Source organism: Streptomyces sp. NPDC006450, from assembly GCF_040612195.1.
GTDB lineage: Bacteria > Actinomycetota > Actinomycetes > Streptomycetales > Streptomycetaceae > Streptomyces.
This window is the reverse complement of the sequence record NZ_JBEXPT010000016.1, coordinates 17,160-34,595: the sequence shown is the minus strand read 5'-3', so window position 1 is coordinate 34,595 and position 17,436 is coordinate 17,160. Positions and strand designations below refer to the sequence as shown.

The following is a 17,436-nucleotide window of genomic DNA, read 5'->3' as shown; positions in this document are numbered from 1 at the left end:
TGCGCCGCGGGCACCTGTGCGGCTGCCCCGTCCGCTCGACCTGCCGGGTGGCCTGCGGAGGCCCTGCGGAGGGCCTGCGGAGGGCCTCCGCAGGCTCCCGCGACTGCCTCGCGGCCGCCCTACGGGGCCGGGCGGAAGGCAGGGTGCACGCTCAGCCTGCGCAGGTCTTCCAGGATGTCCGGAGCGTGGTTGGAGACCACCCGGCCGCTCCAGCCGTCGCAGAGGGCGGGGACGGTGAGCGTGCCGTCGTGGTCGTGCCCGGCGGCCTCGTAGGCGCGGCGGAGCGCGTCGTGCCCCGCGGGGTCGGAGCCGGACCGCAGGACGGTCAGCGCCACGGTGTCCCGCAGGCCCAGGTCGGCGAAGGCGGCGGTGATGCCGAGGCAGCTCGGACAGTCGTCGGCGGCTACGTAGAGCCGGTACCGGTGCGGTACGGGCGAGAACCCGGTCCCGATGCGGCCCCGGAGGACCTCGGCCGGCCGGGGGCGGGCGGGCGCGGAGGCGGACGGCTGGTCGGGGGCACGGGTCGGGGCCGGGGCCTGGGCGCGGCCCTGGGCAGGGCTCTGGGCGCGGCCCTGGGCAGGGCTCTGGGCAGGGCTCGGGGCGCGGCTCGGGGCAGGCGTCTGGACATGGGTCTGGGGCATGGCTCTCCTCGGTGCGTCTGCTCGTGCGTACGTGCGTGCGTGCTCGGCGGGGCCTCAGGAGGCCGGGGCCGTGGCACTGCAGACGCGGAGGAGATCTATGTGCAGCCGGCGGGTGAGCCAGGAGCGGCGCAGCGGGGTGGTGGCGGCGGATGGTGCGGTGAGCTGGTCCACCGGTCCCCCTTCCTGTCCGCGGCCCGCATTAGGCTGGCGTTCGCAGTCTCACGGCACCGCCAGGGGCCGTCAAGACCGCCTGCAAGAGTGCCCGCTCCCCAGCGAAGGAAGCTTCCTCCCATGTCCCGTGAGTCCCGGCCCGGTGCGGTCCTCGACAATCCCGTCTGGGCCGCGCTCGACGGCCCGCACCGGGGCTTCGCCGAGACCGGTCCGGCCGGGCTGGCCGCCCGTTACGCGGCCGGTGTATCGCCCTTCGCCGCGCTCGCCGACCCGGAGGACCCGCGGGCCTGGGCGGATCTGGCCGAGCTCGTCGGCCCCGGTCAGGAGGTCTGGGTGACCGGGCTGCCGACCCCGCCCGCGGGCTGGGAGACCCTGATGTCGATACCGGGCGTGCAGCTCGACGGCAGCGCGGTCCGCGGCAAGGAGGAACCGGAGGCGGTCCTGCTGGGGCCCGCCGACGTGCCCGAGATGCTGGAACTGGTCGGGCTGACCCGTCCCGGCCCGTTCGGGGAGCGCACCGTCGAACTGGGCACGTACCTCGGGATCCGCCGCGGCGGCCGGCTCGTCGCGATGTCGGGCGAGCGGATGCGGCCGCCGGGCTGGTCGGAGATCAGCGCCGTGTGCACCCACCCCGAGCACCGGGGCGAAGGGCTCGCCGGGCGGTTGATCCGTGCGGTCGTGGCCGCCGTCGAGGAGCGCGGGGACACCGCCTTCCTGCACGCCGCGGCGGAGAACACCTCGGCCGTGGGGCTGTACCTCTCGATGGGGTTCGCCCTGCGCCGCGAGCCGGTCTTCATCGGGCTTCGCACGCCCGACACGAAGGCTTAACACGGATTGACATGGCATCCGTTGTGGCCCGGCCCCCTCTGATCTAGCGTCGGAAGGACGACCGGAGCGCGAGGTGGAAGGGGGTGGCCCGGCATGACCGTACGAACCGCAGGTGACGCCCTCACCCCCCGTCGCGCCGTCCGTCTGCACACCCGCGCGCACATCGACCTCCTGCGCGTCGCCGGCTCCCTCTGTCGTTCCTGATCAGCGTTCCGCGTTCCGCGATCCGAATCACCCCTTCGCCGCGCCGCCCGATCAGGAGGCCGTTCCGCCATGCCCGTGCACCCTTCTCCGTCCCCTTCCCCGTCCCCCTCCCCCGCTCCCAGCCGCCCGCTCCACCTGGCCGTGGCCCTCGACGGGGCGGGCTGGCATCCCGCCGCCTGGCGCGAACCGGGCGCGGACGCCGACCGGTTGTTCACGGCCGGCTACTGGGCGGCGCTCGTCGCCGAGGCCGAGGCCGGTCTGCTGGATTTCGTCACCTTCGAGGACTCGCTCAGCCTGCAGTCCACCGATCCGGCCGGGCCCGACGGCCGCACCGACCTGGTGCGGGGCCGGCTCGACGCGGTGCTGGTCGCCGCCCGGGTGGCGCCGCTCAGCCGGCACATCGGGCTGGTGCCGAGCGTGGTGGCCACCCACACCGAGCCCTTCCACGTCTCCAAGGCGCTCGCCACCCTGGACTACGTGAGCCGGGGGCGCGCCGGGCTGCGCATCCAGATCTCCGAACGGCCGGACGAGGTACGCCACTTCGGGCGCCGCAGCGGTCCTCTGGACCCGGCCGGGCTGTACGGGGAGGCCGCCGATCACATCGAGGTGGTGCGGCGGCTGTGGGACAGCTGGGAGGACGACGCCGAGATCCGCGACGCCGCCACCGGACGGTTCATCGACCGCGCGAAGCTGCACTACATCGACTTCGTGGGCCCCCGTTTCAGTGTGAAGGGCCCGTCCATCACCCCGAGGCCGCCCCAGGGTCTGCCCCCGGTCAGCGCGCTGGCCTCCGACGCCGCCGTGTACCCGTTCCTCGCACGGTCGGCCGACATCGGCTACGTGACCGCGCGGGATGCCGGCGAGGTCCGCGCCGCCGTCGCCGCACTCCCCGCCGCGGCGCACGTGTTCGGCGAGCTGGCTGTCTTCCTCGACGAGCAGCCGGCGACGGCAGAGCGCCGGCTCCAGCGGCTGGACGCCGCGCACGGGGTCGCGTACACGAGTGACGCCCCCGTCTTCGCGGGGACTCCGGCCGACCTCGCGGACCTGCTGCTGGAGTGGCGGGAGGCCGGGCTGACCGGCTTCCGGCTGCGGCCGGGGGTGCTCGCCCACGACCTGCCGGCGATCACCCGCGGCCTGGTCCCGGAGCTCCAGCGGCGCGGGGCGTTCCGGCGGTCCTACGAGGCCTCCTCGCTCCGCGGCCTGCTGGGGCTTCCGCGCCCGGCGAGCCGGTACGCCGCCGCCCCGGCCGCCGGCGCCGCCACCGCTTCCCCCGCCGCCTGATACCCGGAAGGACCGACAGCAGCCATGAGCAAGCCGCTCAAGCAGATCCATCTCGCGGCGCACTTCCCCGGGGTCAACAGCACCACCGTGTGGAGCGACCCGGCCGCCGGGAGCCAGATCGACTTCGATTCGTATCTCCGTTTCGCGCGGACCGCCGAGCGCGCGAAATTCGACTTCCTCTTCCTCGCCGAAGGCCTGCGCCTGCGCGAACAGGGCGGTGAGATCTACGATTTGGACGTGGTGGGCCGCCCCGACACCTTCACCGTACTGGCGGCGCTCGCCGCCGTGACCGAGCACCTCGGACTGGCCGGCACCATCAACTCCACCTTCAACGAACCGTACGAGGTGGCCCGCCAGTTCGCCTCCCTCGACCATCTGTCGGGGGGCCGCGCCGCCTGGAACGTGGTCACCTCCTGGGACGCCTTCACCGGGGAGAACTTCCGGCGCGGCGGCTTCCTGCCGCGCGAGGAACGCTACGAGCGGGCGAGGGAGTTCCTGGACACCGCCCGCGAGCTGTTCGACGCGTGGGACGGCGGCGAGATCCTCGCCGACCCGGTCTCCGGGGAGTTCCTGCGGGACGCGGACCCCGGCGCCTTCGCCCACCGGGGGAAGCAGTTCGACATCTCCGGGCACTTCAACGTGCCGCGCAGCCCCCAGGGACGGCCGGTCGTCTTCCAGGCGGGCGATTCGGACGAGGGGCGGGAGTTCGCGGCGGCCGCCGCCGACGCCGTCTTCGGGCGGTACGGCACGCTGGACGAGGGCCGCGCGTTCTACGCGGACGTCAAGGGGCGCCTCGGCCGGTACGGGCGGACCCCCGACGAGCTGAAGATCCTTCCGGCGGCGACCTTCGTGCTCGGCGACACCGACGCCGAGGCGCAGGAGCTTGCCCGCGAGGTGCGGCTCCAGCAGGTCAGCGGGGCGACCGCGATCAAGCGTCTGGAGCACGTGTGGAACCGGGACCTGTCGGCGTACGACCCGGACGGGCCGCTGCCGGACGTCGATCCGGTGCCCGGGGAGAACACCATCGCGCTGGGCCGGGCGAGCGTGCGCATGCACCGGGATCCGGTGGCCGTGGCCCGTGAGTGGCGGGAGCGGGCCGCGGCCGAGGGTCTGTCGATCCGGGAGCTGGTGATCGAGACGTCCGAGCGGCAGTCCTTCGTCGGCTCGCCCCTCACCGTCGCCCAGGGCATCGACGCCCTGGTCCAGGCGGACGCGGCCGACGGCTTCATCCTGGTCCCGCACCTGACCCCCGGCGGACTCGACGCCTTCGCGGACACCGTCGTCCCGCTGCTCCAGGAGCGCGGGGTGTTCCGCCGCGAGTACACCGGCCCGACGCTGCGCGACCACCTCGGGCTGGCGGCGCCCCGCGCGCTCGCCCCTGCGCGCGGCTGACGGACGCAGGAACGCAGGAACGCACAAGCACCTCGGCGGGATCTCCGCGGAACTCCGCGGGACCGCACCCGAAATCCGTCACCGAAGAAGGGGAACACCATGCCCGGTATCCCGCTCGGGGTCCTCGACCTCGTCCCGATCCCGTCCGGCTCCTCGGCGGCCGAGGCCCTGCGCGGCAGCGTGGACCTGGCCCGGCAGGCCGAGCGGTTCGGCTACGCACGCTACTGGTTCGCCGAGCACCACCTGAATCCCGGCGTCGCGGGGACCTCCCCCGCCGTCGTGCTGGCGCTGACCGCCTCGGCGACCTCCACGATCCGGATCGGCTCGGGGGCGGTCCAGCTCGGGCACCGCACGGCGTTGTCCACGGTCGAGGAGTTCGGTCTGCTGGAGGCGGTGCACCCGGGGCGGATCGATCTGGGTCTGGGCCGCTCGGCGGGCGGCCCTCCGGCGCGCCGCGCCGGGGCCGAGCCGCCGGTGGCGTACACCACGGCGAACGGCCTGCGCATACCGAAGCCGTTCTCCTTCACCCACCTGCGCGATCACCCGCGCATCGCGCTCCAGCAGCGGCTGCTGCAGCTGCCGGGGGCCACCTCGCAGGAGTACTCCGCGCAGGTGGGCGACGTACTGGCCCTGCTGCGCGGGGAGTACCGCTCGGCGGACGGGGTGGAGGCGCATGCCGTGCCCGGGGAGGGCGCCGAGGTCCAGGTGTGGGTCCTGGGCAGCAGCGCGGGGGTGAGCGCCGAGACGGCCGGCGCGAACGGGCTGCGCTTCGCGGCGAACTACCACGTCAGCCCGGCGAGCGTGCTGGAGGCCGCCGAGGCCTACCGGGCGGCCTTCAAGCCCTCGGCCGGGCCGGGCGGGCTGGACATGCCGCACCTGACCGTGTCCGCCGACGTCGTGGTGGCCCCGGACGACGCCGAGGCCCGGGAGCTGGCGGCCGGGTACGCGCCCTGGGTGCACAGCATCCGGAGCGGTGAGGGCGCCATCCCCTTCCCGTCGCCGGAGGAGGCCCGTGCGCTGACCCGGGGCTGGTCGGCGGCGGACCACGAGCTGGTCGCGGACCGGGTGGAGACCCAGTTCGCCGGTTCGCCGGCCACCGTCGCCGACCAGCTGGAACGGCTGCGGGACGCCACGGGCGCGGACGAGCTGCTGATCACCACGATCACGCACGCGCACGCCGACCGCGTGCGCTCGTACCGGCTGCTGGCCGGGGAGTGGGCGCGCCGGGGCTGACCTCCCGGGTTTCGCCCCGCCCCCGGAAAGAGGATGGTGGGAGGTGAGGTGAGTACACCAGCGCCTGCCAGCCAGGGAGGTACGTCATGCGCAAGGTTCTGGACTGCAGGGAGTACCCGAGCGAACTGAACTGCACCCTCACCATCGCGGGCGAGGAGGAGGAACTCCTGCGCGCCGCCGTGCAGCACGCCGCCGACGTGCACAGCCACACGGACACCCCGGAGTTCCGCGAGCAGCTGCGCGGCCTGATGAAGGACGAGGTCCCGCAGCACGCCTGAAAGCCGTGGACCGCACGCTTCGCCTCGTGCGCCCGGCGTGGCACCAGGCCTGGGCCGAAAGAGACGGTCTAGGCGGGTGCGCCCGAGGTGAAGCGGCGCAGCAGCGGGGAGAGGACGAGCACGGACTTGGTGCGCTCCACGAAGGGCTCGCCCGCGATCCGCTCCAGGACCCGTTCGAAGTGCCGCATGTCGGCGGCGAAGACCTGGACGAGGGCGTCCGCGTCACCGGTGACGGTGGACGCGGACACCACCTCGGGGTAGCGCTCCAGCCCCCGCCGGATGTCGTCCGGCGAGGTGTTGTGGCGGCAGTACATCTCGATGAAGCCCTCGGTCTCCCAGCCCATCGAGGCAGGGTCCACGCGGACGGTGAAGCCGGTGATGGCCCCTTCGGCGCGCAGCCGGTCCACGCGCCGCTTGACCGCGGGGGCCGAGAGACCGACCTCGGAGCCGATGTCCGCGTAGGAGCGGCGCGCATCCTTGGCGAGGGCATGCACGATGCGTTCGTCGAGATCGTTCAGTCGCACTGCGCGTGGATCACTTCTCTGCTGCGGCCGGTTCTGCTGCGGCCAGACGGGAGCGGCGGATGCCGTACAGGAAGTAGATCACGAGCCCGGCGGCCATCCAGCCACCGAAAACGATCCAGGTCGCGGTGTCCAGGCTGAACATCATGTAGCCGCACGCGAGCAGGCCGAGGATCGGGGTGACGGGGAAGAGCGCCACCTTGAAGGTGCGCGGCATGTCCGGGCGGGTCTTGCGCAGGATCACGACGGCGACGTTGACCAGGCCGAAGGCGAAGAGGGTGCCGATGCTGGTGGCGTCCGCGAGCTTGCCGAGCGGGATGAAGGCCGCGAGCGTTCCGCAGAAGAGGGAGACGATCACCACGTTGGCGCGCGGGGCGCCGGTCTTCGCGTCGACCTTGGCGAAGACCTTGGGGACGAGGCCGTCGCGGGACATGGCGAAGAGGATGCGGGTCTGGCCGTAGAGGACGGCGAAGACCACGGAGGCGATGGCGACGACGGCGCCCGCGGCGAGGACGACGCCCCAGAAGGTGTGGCCGGAGACGTCGGTCATGATCTGGGCGAGCGCGGCTTCGGTGCCCTCGAAGTCCTGCCACGGCATGGCGCCGACGGCGACGAAGGCGACGAGGACGTAGAGCACCGTCACGATCAGCAGCGAGAGCATGATCGCGCGGGGCAGGTCGCGCTTGGGGTTCTTGGCCTCTTCACCGGCGGTGGAGGCGGCGTCGAAGCCGATGTACGAGAAGAAGAGCGTGGCGGCGCCGGCGCTGATGCCGGTGATGCCGAGCGGCGCGAGCGGGGCGTAGTTCCCGGCCTTGATGCCCATGAAGCCGATGCCGATGAAGAGCAGCAGGGTGACGATCTTCACGCCGACCATGATCGAGTTGATCCGGGCGCTCTCCTTGGCACCGCGCATCAGGAAGACCATGGCGAGCAGGACGACGACCAGTGCCGGCAGGTTGATGTACCCGCCTTCACCCAGGGGCGCCGCGACGCCTTCGGGGATGGTGACCCCTATCGTGCCGTCGAGGAGCTCGTTGAGGTACTCGCCCCAGCCGACGGCGACCGCCGCGACGGAGACGCCGTACTCCAGGACCAGGCACCAGCCGCAGACCCAGGCGACGAGCTCGCCCATGGTGGCGTAGGAGTACGAGTACGAGGATCCGGAGACCGGCACCGATCCGGCCAGCTCCGCGTAGGAGAGGGCCGAGAACAGCGCGGTCAGGCCCGCGATGATGAAGGAGATCGTGACGGCGGGGCCGGCCTTGGGGGCCGCGGTGCCGAGGACGACGAAGATGCCGGTGCCGAGCGTCGCACCGATGCTGATCATGGTCAGCTGCCACATGGTGAGCGAGCGGCGCAGCGAGCCGCCCTCGCCCTGGCCGCCCTCGGCGACCAGCTGCTCCACCGGCTTGCGGCGCAGCAGGGGGTGGGCGGGCTTGCGCGTCGCCGCGGGCTCGGAAGTGAGCGGTGGCGCCTGGCCGTGGTCGAGCACGAGGGGACTCCTTTGTCACTGCGGGTGGGGTTTCAGGCGTCGACCGCAGCGGTCCGGAGCAGAGCAGGCCGCAAGGGCCTGGGCATGGGGGACCGCCGAGCAGGCGGTCCACGCCACTCCACGTACAGCGAGTGAGCCTACGAGCTGAGTGATACCGCCCGTAATGCACCATCCTTGCACATTGGCGACTGATCGTTGCGCGGATCTGTCCTGGATGGTCCTTTGTTGCGCGGGGATGATCGATCAGTGCGCAGGCGATCCCGACCCTCATTCTTGACACTTCGTCAGATCTGCCGCAGCGTGCCGCCATGGACCTGGACGTGCTCTACGAGATCGACGTGCCGCGGCCCTGGCGGGGAGCCCACCCGCACGGCCAGCGGGCCGCTGAGCAGCGCGCCTACCGGGAGGCGGTCGAGCAGATCCGGCTCGCCGACCGGATGGGCTTCCGTACCGTCTGGGCGGTCGAGCACCACTTCCGCGAGGGCCGCTCGCACTGCCCGGCCCCCGAGGTGCTCCTCGGACACCTGGCCGGGCTCACCGAGCGGATCCGGCTCGGCTTCGGCGTGACCCTGACCCCCTTCGCCTTCACCCCGCCGCAGCGCATCGCGGAGAAGGTCGCCACCGTCGACGTGCTCTCCGGCGGCCGGGTGGAATGGGGCACCGGCCGGTCCACGCCCATGGAGCAGGCGGCCTTCGGGGTGGACCGGGAGAAGTCACGCGACGACTGGCGCGAGGCCATCGGCATCGTGACCGGAATGTGGCGCGAGGAGTACTTCGCCTACGAATCGGAGCGTTTCCGCTTCCCGCGCCGCATGGTCACCCCCAAGCCGGTGCAGGATCCGCACCCGCCCGCCTGGATGGCGGCCACCTCACCCGGCTCCGCGGAGGTCGCGGGCGCGCACGGCCTCGGGCTGCTCTCCTTCTCGATCATGCAGCCGCTGGAGGCGATGGCCGCCCAGGTGGCCGCCTACCGGGCCGCTGCCGCCGCCCCGCGGCCGCTCACCGACGTCGCCACGGACCGGGTCGCCGCCTACACCCTGGTCCACGCCACCCCGCCGCGCACCGACCCGGTCCCCCGGGTGTGGGAGTCGGTCGCCTGGTGGTACTCCAACCTGGCGCAGTTCACCCTGGAGTGGGAGCTGCCCCACCTGAGCCCCGGGGAACGGGAGCGGACCTTCCCCCTGCTCACCCCGATCCTCGATGGGAACGTACCCGTACGGGAGTTCAGCGACGGGGACATGATCCTCATCGGGGACGCGGAGACGATCGTCACCAAGGCCAAGCGGTACGCGGACCTCGGCGTCGACCAGCTCATCTGCTACGTCCAGTGGGGGTACCTGGAGCACCGGGAGATCCTGCGGACCCTGGAGATCCTGGGCAAGGAAGTCATCCCGGAGCTGGCCCGCTACACACCCCGGAAGGGCTCCGCGTGAGTGGGCTCCCCGCGCCCGGCGGCACGGCGGCCGACGGACCCGACACCTCTCCCGTTCCCGACTACGCCGCCCTGCACCGCCTCGACGGCCGCGTCCTCGTCCTGCTCGGCGCGGGCAACGGCATCGGCCGCCAGACCGCGCACGCGCTGGCCGCGGGCGGCGCACGCGTGCTGTGCGTGGACGTGGACGAGGAGCGGGCCCGCGCGGTCGCCGCCGAGACCGGGGGCGTCCCGTACGCCGCCGACGTCACGCGCCGCGAGGCCGTACGGGAGCTCTTCGCCGCGGCGCCGGAGCTGCTCGGCGGCAGCCCGGTCGGCGGGGTCGTCGACATCGTCGGCATGGCCCGGTACACCGCGCTGGCCGAGCTGGACGACGACGGCTGGGACTGGCACTTCGACCTGGTGCTGCGGCACGCCTGGCTGGCCGTCCAGTACGGCGGCGAGGCCGTCGCCTCGGCCGGCGGCGGACCGCTGGTCTTCGTCGCCTCCGTCTCCGGGCTCACCGCGGCCCCGCTGCACGCCGCCTACGGGGCCGCGAAGGCCGGCCTGATGTCCTTGGTGCGCTCGGCGGCGGTAGAGCTGGGTCCGCGCGGGGTACGGGTCAACGCGGTGGCACCGGGGGTGGTGTGGACCCCGCGGGTCGCCGCGCTGCTGGGTCCCGAGGGGCGCCGGCTCAATGCGGAGAACGCCCCGCTGGGCCGGGTCGCCGAGACCCGGGACATCGCGGCCGCACTGTACTTCCTGGCTTCGCCGCAGTCCTCGTACATGACGGGGCAGACGCTGGTCGTGGACGGCGGGGTCGGCGTGAAGTTCCCGTACCCGACGGTCGGAGGCGCACGATGAGCACACGGGAAGCCGGACCGGACGCAGGCGTGGGCCTGGGCAAGGACGTGGTGGGCGTGGGTACGGGCACAGGAGGCAGGGGCACACGAGGTACGGGCACCGGAGGTACGGGCACCGGCGCGCCCGTCGCCACGCCCGCGGACACGCCATCGGGCCAGGACACGGCCCAGGAGGCCACGGGCACGGACGCCGCCGGGCCGTGGCTCGACCCGGGGCCCTTCCTGCGCGGTGTGGCCTGGCTCGACGGGGGACGCCCCGTGCGGGCCGACCCGGCCGACACCATGCGGCTGCCCTGGGACACCGGCGAGCGGGCCACCCTCCCCATCGGGGTGCGCCTGGAGTTCACGGCGCCCGGCACCCGGGCGGTGGAGATCCACTACCGGGCGACCGTGCCCGGCCCCACCGACGCGCTCCGTGACCTCGCCCACGGGTTCGCCCTGTGGGACCGCCACGGGGTGGTCGGCGAGCTGTACACCGAGCCCGCCGCCGAGGCCGTCGTCCGCCTCGAACTACCGCGCAGGTACGGCCCGTTCACCGTCCATCCGCCCGAGACCCAGTCTCCGCTGATCCTCGGTCTGCGCGGGATCGGCGGCCCGGTCGCCCCGGCGCCGCCCGCCACCCGCTGGGTGGTGCACGGCGACTCGATCACCGAGGGCTGGTGGTCCACCCGGCCCGCGCACGGCTGGCCCTCGGTGGCCGGAAGGGCGCTCGGCTGGGACACCGTCAACCTCGGCTACGCGGGGGCCGCGCGCGGGGAGCTGGCCTGCGCCGAGCAGCTCGCCGGACTCCCCGCAGACGTCCTCACCCTCGCCTTCGGCACCAACTGCTGGTCCCGGGTGCCCTTTTCGGCCCCGCTGCTGTACGAAACCACCCGCGCGTTCCTCGAACTGGTCCGCCAGGGCCACCCCCGGACCCCGCTGCTCCTCCTCTCCCCCGTGCTGCGCCCCGACGCGGAGCGCACCCCGAACAAGCTGGGCGCCACCCTGGGCGCCCTGCGCGACGCGATGGAGCGCGCCACCCGGGAGCGGATCGCCGCCGGGGACGAGCGGCTGGTGCTGCTGCCGGGGCGGGAGGTGCTGGGACCCGAGCACCTGGCGGACGGCCTGCACCCCAACGACGCCGGACACCGCACGCTCGGCCTCGCTGTGGTCACGGCCATGAAGCGGGCCGGGTTCGACGCCGGGTGAGTGAAACAGCCCACATCGGAGGAATTGAACAGATCGGCTCCGACCAGGCGTGTCCTGCGCAGAGTTGCCGCCGCTCCACTCGAAGGGGGCGGCGGCGCAGGCAGGGACACACACGTGGGAGAGATCAAGATGGGCATCAAGCGCGGAACCACCCTGGCGGCCGTCGCGGTCGTCGTCGCACTCACCGCGACCGCGTGCGGCGGGAGCGACCCGGCGGGCGACACCGTCAAGCCGGCCGGAGCGATCGCTCCCTCCCAGGCCCCCTCCTCGGACGACGGCTACGGATCCGGCTCCGACGCCGCCGCGGCGGGCGCCGGCGAAGCCCGGCCCGCCGGTCAACTGGCCATCGCCCAGGACGAGAAGCTCGGCTCCGTCCTCGCCGACAGCGCGGGCTTCACCCTCTACCGCTTCGACAAGGACACGGCGAAGCCGTCGAAGTCCACCTGCGACGGGGACTGCGCGAAGACCTGGCCGGTGGTCGCGGCCGACGACGCCACCGCCGCCGCGGGCATGGACCCGGCGCTGCTGGGCGAGGTGGTCCGTACCGACGGCAGCAAGCAGCTGACGGTGGCGGGCTGGCCCCTGTACCGGTACAGCAAGGACACCGAGGCGGGCGACACCAACGGTCAGGGCGTCGGCGGCACCTGGTTCGCGGCGGCCCCCGACGGCAAGAAGGCGGCCAAGGCGGCCCCCGCGCCCGCCGGCGCGGGCCAGGCCGCCGGTGCATTGACCGTGGCCAAGGACCCCAAGCTCGGCGACCACATCGTCGACGGCAACGGGATGACGGTCTACCGGTTCAAGCCGGACACCGCGTGGCCCATGGTCTCCAAGTGCGAGGGCGCCTGCGTGGCCAAGTGGCCGGTCGTACCGCCGGTGGACCAGGCGAACGCCAAGGGGATCATCCAGAAGAACTACCTGGTGCTCGACCGCCCCGACGGCAAGAAGCAGCAGACCGTGAACTGCTGGCCCGTCTACACCTTCACCGGCGACAAGAAGGCCGGCGACATCAACGGTCAGGGCGTCGGCGGCACCTGGTACGCGGTGGCCCCCGACGGCAAGCTCATCACCGTCCAGTAGGGCCGGACCTCCGGGACCGGACCACCGGGACCGGATTACCGGGGCCGGTCTCCCGGACCAACCGACCGCGCGGCCCCCGCCTCCCCTCCCCCCTGGGCGGGGGCCGCGCACCGTTTCGCCCCGGCCGAGCGGAACCTAGACTCCGCATCATGCTGCGCGTACTGGCCGTCGACGACGAGAAGCCCCTGCTCGAAGAGCTCCTCTACCTGCTGCGCTCGGACCCGCGGGTGCTCAGCGCCGAGGGCGCCTCGGACGCCACCGAGGCGCTGCGCCGGATCACCCTGGCGCTGGAGAGCGGCCCGGACGGGGCCGACGTCATCGACGTGGTCTTCCTCGACATCCACATGGCGGGGCTGACCGGGCTGGACATCGCCCGGCTGCTGGCCGGGTTCGCGCGGCCGCCGCTGATCGTGTTCGTCACCGCGCACGAGGGGTTCGCCGTACAGGCCTTCGACCTCAAGGCCGTGGACTACGTGCTCAAGCCCGTGCGCCCGGAGCGGCTGGCCGAGGCCGTGCGGCGGGCGTGCGCGCAGTCCGGGCGGTCCGGGGAGCAGCCCGCGGCGGCAGCCCCCGGGACCGTGCCCGCCGTACCGGCGTCCCGCGCGGCCGTCCCCGAGATCCCCGGGGGCCCCGGCGCGGGGGCCGCCGCCGCGGCCCGTGGCGCGGACCGGGTCCCGGAGCGCGCGCCCGACCGCGCGCCCGACCGCGTGCCCGAACGGGCCCCCGAGCAGATAGCCGTCGAACTGGGCGGCGTCACCCGCTTCGTGGCCATCGCGGACATCGCGTACGTGGAGGCCCAGGGCGACTACGCCCGGCTGCACACCGACGAGGGCGCCAGCCATCTGGTGCGGATCCCGCTGGCCACGCTGGAGGAGCGGTGGGCGGCGCGCGGGTTCGTCCGCATCCACCGGCGCCATCTGGTCGCCCTGGCCCGCATCGACGAACTGCGCCTGGACTCCGGAACCACGACGGTCCGCGTGGGTTCGGCCGAGCTCCAGGTGAGCCGGAGGCACACACGGGAGCTGAGGGACCTGCTGATGCGCCAGGCGATGGGCTGATCCGGCCGCCCCGACCGGGCCCGGCCCACCCGGCCGCCCCGACCGCCCGGCCCCGGCCGGCCCGGCCGCCCCGACCGCCCGGCCCCGGCCGGCCCGACCGCCCCGACCGGTCGGCGGGGCTCCGGGACCGTCCGGCGTGCGGGACGGCCGTTCGCCGCGCCCGGAGGGGCGTACGGCGATCCGGCCGGGCCGTCGGCCGCAGCAGGGTCCGGGACGCCCACCCGGGCGGAGCCCCGCGGGTATCGTGGATCTTCGGCCCCGGGAGGAAGCAGATGTCCGAAGTCCAGGCGCTGCTCGACGCATTGACCGGACTCCCCCGCATCCGTCCCGCCGGTCCCGCCGAGGCCGAGGTGCTGCTGGCCCGCCTGCGGAGCGCGGCCGCGCGCTGGGCCGACGTACTGTACGAGGCCCAGGAGGGCGTGTACGGACACCTGCCGCCCCGGGCCGAGGCGGCGCTGACGCTGGCCTTCCGGCGCGCCGAGGAGTCCTACGTGGAACTGGAGATCGCCCTGCGGGACTGCGCGGAGCACCGCGATCCGGCCCGCTGAGCCGGATCCGGCCTGACCTGCGAGAGGGCCTGTTGCCCGGTCCGGACGCGTGCGTAGACTCCCCGGACCCCGACACACGACCGGGACCCGAGGCACGACCGGGACCCGCCACCCGCGCAGGGCCGCGCCCGCGCCGCAGCCGAAGGACCCGCCGGTGAACCAGACGTACGCGCTGACCGCGGTCGCCGTCGTCGTCCTGGTCACGGTGCTGGTCGGCTCGCTGGGCCTGCGGATATCCCGGACCACCTCGGACTTCTACGTGGCTTCGCGCACGGTCGGCCCGCGCCTCAACGCGGCGGCCATCGGCGGCGAGTACCTCTCGGCGGCCTCCTTCCTCGGCGTGGCCGGGCTGGTGCTGCTCCAGGGGCCGCAGATGCTCTGGTATCCGGTGGGCTACACCGCCGGGTACCTGGTGCTGCTGGTGCTGGTGGCGGCCCCGCTGCGGCGCTCGGGCGCCTACACGCTGCCCGACTTCGCCGAGGCCCGGCTCGAATCTCAGGCGGTGCGCCGGATCGCGGTGCTGTTCGTGCTCGGCGTCGGCTGGCTGTACCTGTTGCCGCAGCTCCAGGGCGCGGGGCTGACCCTGGAGATCCTGACCGGCGCCCCGCACTGGGTGGGCGGGGTGGTCGTCGCCGGTGTGGTGACGGCGGCCGTGGCGGCCGGCGGGATGCGGTCCATCACCTTCGTGCAGGCCTTCCAGTACTGGCTGAAGCTCACCGCCCTGCTGGTGCCCGCGTTCTTCCTGCTGGCGGCCTGGGCCGGGGACGGCGCTCCGCGTGCCTCCTTCGACGCCCCGGCCGTGTTCCGCGAGCACACCGCCGTCACGCTGGCCGAGGACGTACGGCTGTCCCTGGACGCGCCGCTGACGGTGACGGTCACCGGACAGGTGGACGGGCGGGCGTACACGGGGCAGTCCGTGACCCTCGGCGCCGGGCAGCATTCCGTACGGGCGCACGCGCGGCTGGAGTTCGCCCCGCACTCCGCGGTGCCGCAGAGCCGGGCGGAGGCCGGACCGGGCGTGTCGAGCTGGTCGGAGCCGCTGTCCGGGGACCGGCCGGAGCTGCGGCTGTACGCGACGTACGGGCTGATCCTGGCCACCTTCCTCGGGACCATGGGGCTGCCGCACGTGGCGGTGCGCTTCTACACGAGCCCGAACGGGCGGGCGGCGCGGCGCACCACGCTGGTGGTGCTCGGACTGGTCGGCGCCTTCTACCTGCTGCCGCCGGTGTACGGGACGCTGGGCCGGATCTACACGCCGGAGCTGGCCCTGACCGGGGAGGCGGACGCGGCGGTGCTGGTGCTGCCGGCCCGGGTGGTGGGCGGACTCGCCGGGGAGCTGCTGGGGGCGTTGCTGGCGGGGGGCGCGTTCGCGGCGTTCCTGTCCACGGCCTCGGGGCTGACGATGGCGGTGGCGGGGGTGCTGCACCAGGACGTGCTGCCGGCGCGCGGGGTGCGCAGTTTCCGCGTCGCCGTGCTGGTGGCGATCCTGGTGCCGCTGGCGGGGAGCGCGATGGTGACGGAAGTGCCGGTGGCGGACGCGGTGGGGCTGGCCTTCGCGGTGTCGGCGTCCTCGTTCTGTCCGCTGCTGGTGCTGGGGATCTGGTGGCGCGGGCTGACCCCGCCGGGGGCGGTGGCCGGGCTCGTGACGGGGGGCGGGGCAGCGCTGAGCGCGGTGCTGGCGACGCGGGCCGGGCTGGCACCGGCGGGGTGGGCGAACACGCTGCTGGCGTGGCCGGCGGTGTGGTCGGTCCCGCTGGGCTTCCTGACGATGGTGGTGGTGTCGCTGGGTACGCGCGGGCGGATCCCGCCGGGCACGGCGGCGACGCTGGCCCGGCTGCACCTGCCGGAGGCGGTGTCGGAGCCGGCCCCCGCGGGTGCGGCCGGCGGCGGTGGCGTCGGAAAGGGCGGTGCTCTGTGAGCGGAGCACCGCTCTCGATCAGAGGCGGCAGACCGTGACCGGAGCACTGCTCTCGACCAAGGACGGCACACCATGACCGGAGCACTGCTCTCGCTGCTCGTCGCGGCCGGCGGGGTGCTGCTGCTCGGCCTCGGCTGGGCCGGCGGCCGGTGGCATGCCCGGCAGGACGAGCGCGCCCTCGGCCTCGACCTCGGCACCCCCGTCGAACGGGCCACCTTCCACACCCTGCACACCGCCTCCCTCGCCGCTCCCCCGCTGCGCGCGGGCCTCACCGAGGACGCCGCCCGCAAGGCCGCCCGGCGCCTGCGCTCCCTCCTCGGCACCGAGGCCCTGTGCCTGACGGACCGCGAGCGCGTCCTCGCCTGGGACGGCCCGGGCGCCGACCACCACGAGCGCCGGGCGATGGCCCGGGTCGCGGTGATGCTGGACTCGGGGCGCAGCCAGAGCGTGCGCACCGAGTGCGAGCGGCCCGACTGCCCCCTCAAGTGGGCCGTGGTAGCGCCGCTGACCGGCGAGGACGGAATGCTGGGCGCGCTGGTCGCCTACGGGTCACGGGAGTCGGCGGTGCTGGTGCGGGCCGCCACCGAGGTCGCGCGCTGGGTCTCCGTACAGCTGGAGCTGTCCGAGCTGGACCGATCGCGGACCCGGCTGATGGAGGCCGAGATCAAGGCGCTGCGCGCGCAGATCTCCCCGCACTTCATCTTCAACTCCCTCGCCGCGATCGCCTCGTTCGTGCGGACCGATCCGGAGCGGGCCCGGGACCTGCTGCTGGAGTTCGCGGACTTCACCCGCTACTCCTTCCGGCGGCACGGGGAGTTCACCACGCTGGCCGAGGAGCTGCGGTCCATCGAGCAGTACCTGGCGCTGGCCGGCGCCCGGTTCGGGGAGCGCCTCAAGCTGACCTTGCAGGTGGCGCCCGAGGTACTGCCGGTGGCACTGCCGTTCCTGTGCCTGCAGCCGCTGGTGGAGAACGCGGTCAAGCACGGGCTGGAGGATTCCACCGAGGAGTGCAGGATCACCATCGCTGCCCGGGACGCGGGCGCGGAGGCACTGATCACCATCGAGGACAACGGCGTCGGGATGGATCCGGCGCTGCTGCGCCGGATCCTGGCCGGGGAGCACGCGGGCTCCTCATCGGGCATCGGACTGACCAATGTGGACGAGCGGCTGCGCCAGGTCTACGGGGACGGCCACGGGCTCGTCATCGAAACGGGCGTGGGCGCGGGCATGAAGATAACGGTGCGGATTCCCAAATACCGTGCGGGGGTGCACAGTTCGGCCCCACCTGGCCGAATTCCCCGGCGCTGACCGGACCGTGAGCTGCCATCCTGG

17 protein-coding genes are annotated in these 17,436 nt (G+C 73.8%); 14 read left to right on the top strand and 3 right to left on the bottom strand.

Going from position 1 to position 17,436, the window contains the following annotated elements:
• Positions 1–119: 119 nt before the first annotated feature.
• Positions 120–641: a hypothetical protein gene (locus tag ABZY57_RS08745; RefSeq protein WP_356509563.1), complete on the bottom strand. Its 522-nt coding sequence runs from the start codon at positions 639–641 to the stop codon at positions 120–122.
• A gap of 291 nt (positions 642–932) precedes the next feature.
• Between ABZY57_RS08745 and ABZY57_RS08740 the strand changes: the two genes are divergently transcribed.
• The 6 genes from ABZY57_RS08740 (at position 933) to ABZY57_RS08715 (ending at position 6,028) form a co-directional block, all read left to right on the top strand.
• Positions 933–1,640 (top strand): GNAT family N-acetyltransferase, encoded by a 708-nt coding sequence (locus tag ABZY57_RS08740; RefSeq protein WP_356509561.1) that lies wholly within the window; start codon positions 933–935, stop codon positions 1,638–1,640.
• A 93-nt stretch (positions 1,641–1,733) separates the two neighbouring features.
• Positions 1,734–1,844 (top strand): putative leader peptide, encoded by a 111-nt coding sequence (locus ABZY57_RS08735; RefSeq protein WP_356509559.1) that lies wholly within the window; start codon positions 1,734–1,736, stop codon positions 1,842–1,844.
• A 69-nt stretch (positions 1,845–1,913) separates the two neighbouring features.
• Entirely contained in the window at positions 1,914–3,125 is a 1,212-nt protein-coding gene (locus ABZY57_RS08730; RefSeq protein WP_356509557.1) for an LLM class flavin-dependent oxidoreductase, read from the top strand.
• A 24-nt stretch (positions 3,126–3,149) separates the two neighbouring features.
• Positions 3,150–4,517, top strand: coding sequence for an NtaA/DmoA family FMN-dependent monooxygenase (locus ABZY57_RS08725; RefSeq protein ID WP_356509555.1), 1,368 nt, complete (start codon positions 3,150–3,152; stop codon positions 4,515–4,517).
• A 99-nt stretch (positions 4,518–4,616) separates the two neighbouring features.
• Positions 4,617–5,750 carry an LLM class flavin-dependent oxidoreductase gene (locus ABZY57_RS08720; RefSeq protein ID WP_356509553.1) on the top strand — a complete coding sequence of 378 codons (1,134 nt, stop codon included), beginning with the start codon at positions 4,617–4,619 and terminating at the stop codon, positions 5,748–5,750.
• 86 nt (positions 5,751–5,836) lie between these two features.
• Positions 5,837–6,028, top strand: coding sequence for a DUF1059 domain-containing protein (locus tag ABZY57_RS08715; RefSeq protein WP_356509551.1), 192 nt, complete (start codon positions 5,837–5,839; stop codon positions 6,026–6,028).
• A gap of 68 nt (positions 6,029–6,096) precedes the next feature.
• On the opposite strand, the gene ABZY57_RS08710 is transcribed toward ABZY57_RS08715, so the two are convergent.
• Positions 6,097–6,552 carry an Lrp/AsnC family transcriptional regulator gene (locus tag ABZY57_RS08710; RefSeq protein WP_356509549.1) on the bottom strand — a complete coding sequence of 152 codons (456 nt, stop codon included), beginning with the start codon at positions 6,550–6,552 and terminating at the stop codon, positions 6,097–6,099.
• A gap of 10 nt (positions 6,553–6,562) precedes the next feature.
• Positions 6,563–8,041 carry an amino acid permease gene (locus ABZY57_RS08705; protein WP_356509547.1) on the bottom strand — a complete coding sequence of 493 codons (1,479 nt, stop codon included), beginning with the start codon at positions 8,039–8,041 and terminating at the stop codon, positions 6,563–6,565.
• A gap of 308 nt (positions 8,042–8,349) precedes the next feature.
• Here ABZY57_RS08705 and ABZY57_RS08700 point away from each other — a divergent pair, with 308 nt between their 5' ends.
• The 8 genes from ABZY57_RS08700 to ABZY57_RS08665 all read left to right on the top strand — a co-directional run bounded on the left by ABZY57_RS08700 (position 8,350) and on the right by ABZY57_RS08665 (position 17,412).
• On the top strand, positions 8,350–9,474 hold the full coding sequence (locus ABZY57_RS08700) for an LLM class flavin-dependent oxidoreductase (RefSeq protein WP_356509545.1): 1,125 nt from the start codon (positions 8,350–8,352) through the stop codon (positions 9,472–9,474).
• Positions 9,471–10,316 carry an SDR family oxidoreductase gene (locus tag ABZY57_RS08695; protein WP_356509543.1) on the top strand — a complete coding sequence of 282 codons (846 nt, stop codon included), beginning with the start codon at positions 9,471–9,473 and terminating at the stop codon, positions 10,314–10,316. The genes ABZY57_RS08700 and ABZY57_RS08695 overlap by 4 nt, the downstream gene beginning before the upstream one ends.
• Entirely contained in the window at positions 10,313–11,503 is a 1,191-nt protein-coding gene (locus tag ABZY57_RS08690) for a GDSL-type esterase/lipase family protein (protein ID WP_356509541.1), read from the top strand. The genes ABZY57_RS08695 and ABZY57_RS08690 overlap by 4 nt, the downstream gene beginning before the upstream one ends.
• A gap of 129 nt (positions 11,504–11,632) precedes the next feature.
• On the top strand, positions 11,633–12,580 hold the full coding sequence (locus ABZY57_RS08685; protein ID WP_356509630.1) for an SCO0930 family lipoprotein: 948 nt from the start codon (positions 11,633–11,635) through the stop codon (positions 12,578–12,580).
• Between the two features lie 149 nt (positions 12,581–12,729).
• Complete coding sequence (locus tag ABZY57_RS08680; RefSeq protein ID WP_356509539.1) at positions 12,730–13,638, top strand: LytTR family DNA-binding domain-containing protein; 909 nt, start codon at positions 12,730–12,732, stop codon at positions 13,636–13,638.
• A 272-nt stretch (positions 13,639–13,910) separates the two neighbouring features.
• Positions 13,911–14,186: a hypothetical protein gene (locus ABZY57_RS08675; protein WP_356509537.1), complete on the top strand. Its 276-nt coding sequence runs from the start codon at positions 13,911–13,913 to the stop codon at positions 14,184–14,186.
• Positions 14,187–14,340: 154 nt separating this feature from the next.
• Positions 14,341–16,104 (top strand): cation acetate symporter, encoded by a 1,764-nt coding sequence (locus ABZY57_RS08670; RefSeq protein WP_356509535.1) that lies wholly within the window; start codon positions 14,341–14,343, stop codon positions 16,102–16,104.
• Between the two features lie 72 nt (positions 16,105–16,176).
• A complete protein-coding gene (locus ABZY57_RS08665) occupies positions 16,177–17,412 on the top strand; it encodes a histidine kinase (RefSeq protein WP_356509533.1) in 1,236 nt (411 codons plus the stop codon).
• Positions 17,413–17,436: the final 24 nt, after the last annotated feature.